The sequence below is a fragment of the Acetobacter fabarum genome (assembly GCF_011516925.1).
GTDB classification, from domain to species: Bacteria; Pseudomonadota; Alphaproteobacteria; order Acetobacterales; family Acetobacteraceae; genus Acetobacter; species Acetobacter fabarum.
Map to the genome: position 1 here is coordinate 22,490 of NZ_WOTG01000017.1, position 8,754 is coordinate 31,243.

General features: G+C 53.8%; 8 protein-coding genes and 1 pseudogene. 4 read left to right on the plus strand and 5 right to left on the minus strand.

Annotation, left to right across the window (positions count from 1 at the left end):
• Positions 1-124 precede the first annotated feature (124 nt).
• Both GOB83_RS12940 and GOB83_RS12945 read right to left on the minus strand, forming a co-directional pair.
• The gene (locus GOB83_RS12940) at positions 125-934 is read right to left on the minus strand and encodes a phosphate/phosphite/phosphonate ABC transporter substrate-binding protein (RefSeq protein ID WP_165926373.1); all 810 of its coding nucleotides are present in this window, start codon (positions 932-934) and stop codon (positions 125-127) included.
• Positions 931-1,839, minus strand: coding sequence for a fatty acid desaturase (locus GOB83_RS12945; RefSeq protein ID WP_165926374.1), 909 nt, complete (start codon positions 1,837-1,839; stop codon positions 931-933). Before GOB83_RS12945 ends, GOB83_RS12940 begins: the two co-directional genes overlap by 4 nt.
• A gap of 146 nt (positions 1,840-1,985) precedes the next feature.
• Here GOB83_RS12945 and GOB83_RS12950 point away from each other — a divergent pair, with 146 nt between their 5' ends.
• Positions 1,986-2,819, plus strand: coding sequence for a helix-turn-helix domain-containing protein (locus tag GOB83_RS12950; protein ID WP_165926375.1), 834 nt, complete (start codon positions 1,986-1,988; stop codon positions 2,817-2,819).
• Positions 2,820-2,879: 60 nt separating this feature from the next.
• A complete protein-coding gene (locus GOB83_RS12955) occupies positions 2,880-4,097 on the plus strand; it encodes an MFS transporter (protein ID WP_206752419.1) in 1,218 nt (405 codons plus the stop codon).
• A 53-nt stretch (positions 4,098-4,150) separates the two neighbouring features.
• On the opposite strand, the gene GOB83_RS12960 is transcribed toward GOB83_RS12955, so the two are convergent.
• Positions 4,151-5,050, minus strand: a complete 900-nt coding sequence (locus tag GOB83_RS12960) for a dihydrodipicolinate synthase family protein (protein ID WP_165926377.1) — start codon at positions 5,048-5,050, stop codon at positions 4,151-4,153.
• 299 nt (positions 5,051-5,349) lie between these two features.
• Between GOB83_RS12960 and GOB83_RS12965 the strand changes: the two genes are divergently transcribed.
• Together GOB83_RS12965 and GOB83_RS12970 are read left to right on the plus strand one after the other, a co-directional pair.
• Positions 5,350-6,861: an acetyl-CoA hydrolase/transferase family protein gene (locus tag GOB83_RS12965; RefSeq protein WP_165926378.1), complete on the plus strand. Its 1,512-nt coding sequence runs from the start codon at positions 5,350-5,352 to the stop codon at positions 6,859-6,861.
• An 18-nt stretch (positions 6,862-6,879) separates the two neighbouring features.
• Positions 6,880-7,851 (plus strand): GlxA family transcriptional regulator, encoded by a 972-nt coding sequence (locus GOB83_RS12970; protein ID WP_165926379.1) that lies wholly within the window; start codon positions 6,880-6,882, stop codon positions 7,849-7,851.
• Positions 7,852-7,894: 43 nt separating this feature from the next.
• Here the strand turns inward: GOB83_RS12970 and GOB83_RS12975 are convergent, their stop codons facing one another.
• Both GOB83_RS12975 and GOB83_RS12980 read right to left on the minus strand, forming a co-directional pair.
• On the minus strand, positions 7,895-8,584 hold the full coding sequence (locus GOB83_RS12975) for a sulfite exporter TauE/SafE family protein (protein WP_338420635.1): 690 nt from the start codon (positions 8,582-8,584) through the stop codon (positions 7,895-7,897).
• A gap of 42 nt (positions 8,585-8,626) precedes the next feature.
• Positions 8,627-8,754: pseudogene (locus tag GOB83_RS12980) on the minus strand (IS5/IS1182 family transposase); the annotation flags it as partial.

Sequence of the window (8,754 nt, forward strand, 5' to 3'; positions counted from 1 at the left end):
AGTGGATTGCCGATGAATCCGATATTGATAAATATTGTGTCCTGATCATGCTTTGTTCTGCCATGCAGATGCGTGCGAACATGATCGTGCGGACTGGGGGCGTTCTGCGCGAGAGGCTGCGGGGTCAACATCGCGCTGGAGGCAGGAAGATCGCCCGGGCGACATCTGCCACATTGCGCCTGATAGCTTCCGGCAGATGCACCGAGCAGATGAACGGCAGGCCGGTGGAAGGGGCTGTCCAGCCAGCCACGTGCAGTTTTGCGCTCAGGCTCGGGTGGTGCCGCTGCGCCATGGCCCAGCTTTTGCAATCAATCGCGGCAATATCCGCTTTGCTGGCGGCTACCATGCGCAGGGAGGCCAAATGGCTGCCTGTTGGTGTCATGCGTGAAAAGACCTGCATGGACGCACCCTGCGCGTGCAGGTCACGCTCCACAGATAAGTAGCCCGAGCGGGAGCCTAGCGTGTTAAAGGCAAAGTGCTTGCCTGCCAGATCAGGCATAACCGGAGTGTCTGATGGTACGGGGGTAGGGCGTTGTGCCTTGCTGCGGGTAATCAGCGCACTGCGGTACAGAATACCTTCTCCTCCCGGTACGCCAGAATAGCTGTTTTGTGCGATGACATGCACAAATGGTCGCAATCCCTGCTCCAGCGGCCCCCAGCATGTTTCACCAAACAGCAAGTCGGGGTGGCGCCAGAGCGTGTGCAGGTCCAGCTCTTCTGGCGGTAATGTTGCAGGGTCTGGGGCGATGATGTTGCCTGCGACATCCCTTATCCCACCGGGTACGGCGGGCAGGTCAGCATTACGGCGTACCAGTCGCCCCGGGGCAGCAATACCACGTAGGCGCAGCACATCTCGCACGCGTTGCCAGCTCAGATCTACGGCCTCCCGTTCTTCTGGTGGGTCATACATTGGCATGGAAGCAATAAAGGTCATGACTGCTCCCTTGCAGGCTGTGGGCTATATGCCGGATGCAGCAATGGCTCTTTGGAGCGCAGCAGATACTGCCAGATAATTTTGTGGTACCCGCGATAGACGTATCCACGATTCTGGATCTGCCATTGCTCCCGGTTCTGCTTGTACAGGCTGGGCATGCGGAACCAGGGTTCACCCGGCAGGGCATGGTGGACAACATGCAGATTGTTATAAAGAAACAGGAAGGACAGGAAAGATTTTTCAACAATAATCGTCCGTCCGTCCGGGGCTTCGTGCCACCGATGCTCGCAGTACGAACGCAGGGCGATCAAAGCATTACCCGCATAGGCCGGGCCGATTGCATAAAGCCAGAATGGTATGTGAAAACCGTATGTAACAATGGCAGCAACAAGCAGGATGGACAGGGCATGGATACCCCACGCCCGCCGGACTGTGCGGTTTCCGGTCCGGATGAGTGCTAGATCCTGCCAGAAAAAACGGATACTCCCCACCAGTGGCCCAAGCAGCAGGCGGCCCAGAACGGTGTTGTTGAGCATGAGTAGAAAGCGCCAGAAAAACCCGAGATGTACCCAGTTCGCACGGTCCCAGTAATAGCTTTCCGGGTCCTGGTGCGGGTCGGTTAATGCATCATCGTGATGGTGCTGCAAATGGCTCGTACGGTAGCGGCGGTAGGGGTAAGCCAGACCAAGGGGCAGGCCAACCAGCACTTCGTTGCACAGGGCAGATGGTGTGGGGTGGCCATGAATGGCTTCGTGCTGGAGTGAGGAGTGGAATGCAACTGTTACAGCCATGCAGACCAAGGCCAGCAGCGGGTGAGCAGGATAAAAAAGGTATCCAAGCAGCACCCAGCTTGTGTAGCAACCCAGCAGGGCAAGCCATGTTGGCCATTCTGCAATGGCCTGCATGATAAAAGCACTATTTTTTGTAGTTTTATTCTGTACGTTTTCCATAAACTCGGTTTTAACCGTACAAATACCCTTTTCAATGAGTGTGTTGTAAAATATGTTGACTTTTGTCACATATAATACGCAATCAATCGTGGAAAAGCAGCATGAGCAAACGTGTCATTTCCCGCATCTTTCAGCAGCGCGTCTTGTCCTTGATTGCAAAATCAAAAAGTCGCTCCCTGTTCGCTGCGGAGATCGGGATTGATCGTTCAGCATTAAGCCAGTTGCTTGCCGAGGATGCCGTACGTCTGCCCCGGGCGGATACATTGGTGCGTATTGCCGAGCGCTATAATGTGTCCGTGGACTGGCTGCTGGGTGTAACAGATACCGCAAATACAAGTGCTACCCACACGACAGAAGTTGCAGATAATCCGGATTATTATAACATTCCTTTGCTAACCCGCTGGCACACGGAAGCAGAGGGTATGAAAATTCGTTATGTGCCCTATCGTTTGCCGGATATTCTGCGTATGTCAGAAGTTGTGGCATGGGAGTTGGGGCCGGAATATGATGACCCCGCAGAGATTGAGGCCATTGTCAGCAATCTCAATTATAACCGACCGCCGGGAACAGATATGGAAATCTGCCTCTCGACCCAGACCATCACGAGCCTGATAGATGGTGTGTTCCCATGGGATGGGCTGCCGGTTTCAGTCCGGCGGGCCCAGATGGAATATATGGAGGAGCGGGTAGAAACGTTATACCCATCCTTGCGTATTTTTCTGTTTGATGGGCGAGCACATCATACCGTGCCCTATACAATTTTTGGAACACAGCGGGCTGCAATCTATGCTGGTAGCCAATATATTATCTTCAATGATCAGGCGACCATTCAGCAGATGCAGCGCCATTTTGATCAGCTTATCCGCCAGTCTGAAACACAGCCGCATGATGTCTCACGCTGGCTCAAGCAGGCGTCTAAATCTCTGGAAAAATAATAGGTTTTTAAAGGTATTTTATTTCTTATGCAGGATTCAAGGCACTGCACGCGCCAGCGTATGACTCTTCTTCTGCTCGTAGGGGCGGGGTGCATCAATTATATTGACCGTGCAACCCTTTCCATCGGCAATACTGCGATTATGGCAGACCTGCATTTGTCCTATGAGACCATGGGCTGGCTGTTGTCCGCTCTGGCATGGACCTACATGATCAGCCAGATTCCAATAGGGCTACTGGCTGACCGCCTGGGGGGACGGGTGTTCCTTGGGGCTTCTCTGGTTTTATGCTCATTTTCCGAAATATTGTTTGGACTGGTGGATAGTTCGACCAATATTTTCTGGACCCGTGCCTTGCTGGGTGTGGGGGAAGCTCCTTTGTTTCTGGCGGGCACGCGTGTTCTGGTTCACTGGTTTGCGGCGGAAGAGCGGGGTAGTGCGATCGGGCTGTTTAATGGTTCTGCCTCTTTGGGGCCTGCACTGGCTCCTCCTTTTTTGCTGGCCATCATGGCCTGGTGGGGCTGGCGGGATATGTCGGTTCTGGTGGGTGTGATCAATCTTCTGCTTGCGGTTATCTGGATTGTTTATTATCGCGACCCGGCTTCGGGCGAGGTGTCTGCTCCCACACCTGCTCATTCTGCAAGGGCATCACTCCGTTCTGCGTTAAAGGATGATCTGGGGTACCTGCTCAGGCAACGTAACACATGGGCTGCTACGGCAGGTTATACCGGTGTGGTCTATCTTAGCTCGCTTTATGTCACCTGGTTGCCGGCGTGGCTGGAAAAAACGGAAAATCTTTCAGTCATTCAGGCAGGATTATTATCAGCATTCCCTCAGATTTTCAGCTTTTTGGGCTGTTTTATGGGGGGGCGGCTGATGGACATGATCAGCCAGCGCGGAGTTGCCCCTTTAGTAGCATGCAGGCGTACTGTGGTGTTGTCCATGCTTGCCTGTGCAATCCTGACCGGGACACTCGCTTTGCAACCGGGGTCGATCCCGGCCATAGTCCTGTTGACGTTTACACTGTTTGCCAGTGGTGTGGCTGTGAGTTGCGGATGGACACTGGGTACATTGATTGTTACGGAAAACCGCGTTGCAACGCTTGAAGCCATACAGAATACCGGTGCTTCACTGGGAGGTGTTCTGGCTCCTTTGCTGACGGGTATTCTGGCAACCCGTTATGGATCATTCGGCCCTGCGTTTATACTGGCCTGTGGCATAGGTCTGGTAAGTGTTGTTATGTATCATAAAGGTTTTTCTGGCCGTACACTAAAATCCTAGCGCCAGACGCGCTATGCTTCATGCGCGGCTGCGTATGGCATGCAGGGGTGTTTTTAGGAACAATCATCCATGCAGGCCTGTAATGCCTCAATCACCCTCTGCTGGTTCTGGGGGCTGAGTGGCAGAATAGGTAAAGGGGGCTGGGCATTGGCAAGCCCCAAAAAACGGGTTGCAGCATAAGCCACGCGCAAGCTCCCGAATTCCTTGAAGAGCTGCCACAGAGGCAGCAGGGTTTTCTGGTAATGGTTTACAGAAGCCACATCACCTGCACGCGCAGCTCTGACCAAGGCTTTGGCCAGTTGGGGCAGAAATCCCCCTAAAACACTAAACCACCCGTCGCATCCAGCCAGCAGGGCTTCAGCCGCAATCCAGTCTCCACTATAGCCAATACTGAGTTTTCCAGCCGGGCTGTTCCGCAGTTCTGTCAGTTCCTGTGTGACCGTGCCTGCTGCTGGGGCTGGCATTTTTATGGCGGCAATGTTGGGTATATCTGCCAGCCGTTCCAGTAGGGTACGACCAAAGCTGAAATGTGTCGTGCTGGGGTTGTTATAAATACACAGGGGCAAAGGCGTGACTGCCGCGACCGCGGCATAGTGCTGGTAGGCCTCTTCCTGCGTGAGGGGGGTATAGGATACAGGGGCCATTAACAGCCCATCTGCGCCTTCGGCGGCCGCATCGCGTGCAAGGTTCTGTGCATCATCAGTGCGCAGGGTTCCAACCCCTACGATCAGAGGAGTTTTACCCCCAATAGCTTTGACCGCTGCCCGAATGGCCCTGCATCGTTCTGTCCGGCTCAGATAGGCATAAGTTCCGGTGCTGCCTAACAGGCCAATGGAATTTACACCATTGGCTGACAGGTAGCCCGTCAGGTGCATTACACCTTCTGTATCGACCACACCATGTGAGTCGGTGGGTGTTATGGGAAAAGCCGAAAGACCGTAAAAAATCGACATATCAGACCTCGTTCCCCGACGGAACATTGACGCCAATTGACTTCAGATCACGTTTGATATTGCGGGCTGCTCATGATCTACCAATATCATGCGCAGATGAGAAAGTTTTTAACGCGCTGGGCAACATCTTAACAGATAGGCGCTACCCGTAACCGGCGTTTGGTGGCTCACAGTCATGTGGAGAGACATGTCCCAATATGGTCCATGATACCTTTTTGCGGACCATCATTCTCATTGCTGTGTTGGCTGTTCAGCTTTCATCATAAGTGACCTCAGGAACACTTGGATGAAATCTGGCCATGAAAGACCGTATTGCTCACCAGACATTTCTTGATCGCATCATGACGGCACAAGAGGCCGCAGCCCTGATCCGGAATAAGGATGTTATTGCCACCAGTGGCTTTATCGGTGCCGGATACCCTAAAGCCGTACCCGAGGCCCTTGCCCAACGGATTGAGGCAGCCCATGCGGCCGGGGAGCCGTTTACGGTGCGGTTGCTAACCGGGGCTTCAACCGGACCGCAGTTGGATGGAGCGCTGGCCAGAGCTAATGCGGTGGCGTTTCGAAGCCCCTATAATGGGGATACCGCCATGCGGGCGCGGATTAACGAAGGCAGCACGCTTTACCTTGATACACACCTTGGTCAGGTGGCCCAGAAGGCACGGCAGGGGCAGTTTGGTAAGCCGGATGTCGCGATTATCGAAGCGGTTGCCGTTACGCCAGATGGGCAAGTGATCCTTAGCTCTTCTGTCGGCAACAGCCCGACATGGGTGCAGATCGCGGATAAAATTATTGTTGAGGTCAATACCTGGCAGAATCCTGAACTTGCAGGCATTCACGATATCTGGGGTGGTGTGCAAATGCCACCAAACGGGCAGATTATACCCCTGCTACACCCCGGTGACCGTATAGGGAACGGCACACTTGCCATTGACCTTAACCGGCTTGTGGCTGTTGTTGTTACGGATGAACCTGACCGTAACGCACCATTTGCAGAACCGGATACAACTGCACGGCAGATTGCCGGGCAGGTTATGGAGTTTTTTGCACATGAGGTAAAACAGGGGCGGCTTCCCCCCTCACTGTTGCCGTTGCAAAGTGGGGTTGGTAATATTGCCAATGCCGTTCTGGAAGGTTTGAATGAAAGCCATTTTGAAAACCTGACTGGTTTTAGTGAGGTTATTCAAGACGGTATGCTATCCATGCTGGAAAGCGGGCGCATGACTGTTGCTTCGGCCTCCTCTTTTTCCCTTAGCCCGGAGGCAGCGCAGCGTATCAATCATCAAGCGGCATTTTTCCGCCAGAAAATTGTACTTCGGCAGCAGGAAGTCAGCAACAGTCCCGAACTCATCCGGCGCCTTGGAATTATTGCCATGAACGGCATGATCGAGGCGGACATTTATGGCAACGTGAACTCCACCTGTGTCATGGGGTCACGGATCCAAAATGGAATAGGTGGCTCTGGCGATTTTGCACGGAATGCGTTTCTGTCCATGTTTGTGTCACCTTCTACCGCCAAAGGAGGAAAAATATCTGCCTTTGTGCCAATGGTGCCGCATACCGATCATATTTTGCAGGACGTGCAGATTATTGTTTCCGAACAGGGGTTGGCAGATCTGCGTGGCCTTGCTCCGGTGGAACGGGCACGGGCGATTATTGACAAGTGCGCACATCCTGATTTCAGGCCACATTTGCAGGATTATTTCGAGCAGGCCAAGCGGTATGGCTTTGGGCAGCATATTCCGCATCATCTTCCCGCAGCCCTTGCCTGGCATCAGCGTTATATGGAAACTGGAAGCATGCTGGGCTGAGAAAAATCCGGAAACCTGATGACCGAACTTCTGATTGTCTTTGTGGTGAGTGATGGTGTCCAGCTTATGGATATTGCCGGACCTGCCGATGTTTTTGCCGAAGCCAATACGTTTTACGGCAGGCCACTTTATCGGTCTGTCCTTGTGGCAGGTAAAAAAGATATTCGAAGTTCGTGTGGTTTCAATCTGCGGGCTGACCTGCTGCTGGGGGATATTGGCAGCCAATGTGTGGATACCCTGCTCGTAGCCGGAGCCCCCGATGCAGCGACCAGAAGTTACAACCCGGCCCTGACCAGATGGCTGCGGCAGGAAGCCCCCAAAGCCCGCCGGTTTGGATCAATCTGTGGGGGTGTTTTTCCGTTGGCAGAAACCGGCCTGCTGGATGGACAGACCATTGCCACGCACTGGGCCGATGTGGACCGTGTTCGCCACAGATTTCCCGCCGTAACGGTGGATGCAGATGCAATTGTGCGCGAAGAAGGGGCTCTCAGAACTGCGGCAGGTGTATCCTCCGGTCTGGATTTGGCGCTTGCGCTGGTGCGGGAGGATATGGGGGAACGAATTGCCCGTGATGTCGCCCGGCAACTCGTGCTTTTTTACAAACGACCCGGAGGGCAACTGCAGTACAGCCGGCAAAGGGAACTGTCCCCAGCCGGGCGGTCTGCCTTGCAGTCTCTTCAACGGCAGATTTTGCAGCAGCCGGACGCTGAATACAGTGTAGAAGCCATGGCTGGGATGATTGCGCTGGAACGCAGGCAGCTTACGCGGCTTTTTGCGCAGGAAACAGGGTTATCGCCCGCCAGATGGGTTGAGCAGACACGCCTGACGATTGCCCGCAACCTGCTTGAAGATGGGCGTAAACCGCCCAAGGTTGTGGCTGCTGAAGCAGGCTTTGGGTCTGTCAGGGTTTTGCGGCGGGTCTTCCAGCGCCATCTTGGTGTAACACCGGCTGAATACAGGAAGCGCTTTGGGCAACTACAAGGAGTCTGACCATGTGTTAGAGCCGGTTGACTTTTTGGGTATCATGGCTCAGTTACAGCTCGCCTCCATTCTCCCATTCCAGTGCAAAAGTATGCTCTTGCCATGACAGGGATGCTGCGACTTCTTCATCTGCGTGGGCGAAATGAACAGTAATGTTCTCCTGTTGTGCAATCTGCTCACCGGCGATGATCACCATCATGATGCCGGCTATCACCATGGCAGCATGACCAATGTGGTGGAACAGGCGGTCATGCAGGTAAGGCAGAAGGTACTTCATGCCCATGGAAGACAGGATTGCGGCCATTGCTACGGCAAGCCCTGCAACGGTTGCTTGGGTACTGAGCAGGCCAAATATAGCGTAAAGAATGATTTTGAGCAGATGCAGCAAAATTTCGTTGGCTGCACGGGTTGCGATAATTTCTTCCTTCCGTAAACCCAGCCGATAATAGAACCCGTTAAAAACCAGACCAACGGCTCCCGTAAAACCGGATATGAACCCAGCCGCGGCCCCCAGCATATGCAGCTTTGCAACAGGAACCGTTGCAACCGTGCAGCAGGAAGCAGGTTTACGAAAAAGCAGCGGCAGGTTCCCCATAAGGAACAGGCCCAGAAGGAGGGAGAGGTAGGCCGGGTTCATACAACTCAAAGCCCAGACACCAAGGCCTGCAAACGGTAATGCCGTGGGGGCAAAATGGCGGACAATGTCCCATCGGATTGCATGCCTGAAGGGGCTCTGTTGCACAATTCCAGCGATTGGGCGTGCTGCAATCTTTGAGGAGTTTTCTTACGCGACAGGGTGTGTGAGGGGGATTCCGAGGGCTGTGAAGCGATTGAGGACGGCGATCCGGACATGAACTTCGGTGATCTGACGGTCGAAATCGCGTGCTGTCAGACGCTGGCCCAGCAGCTTGA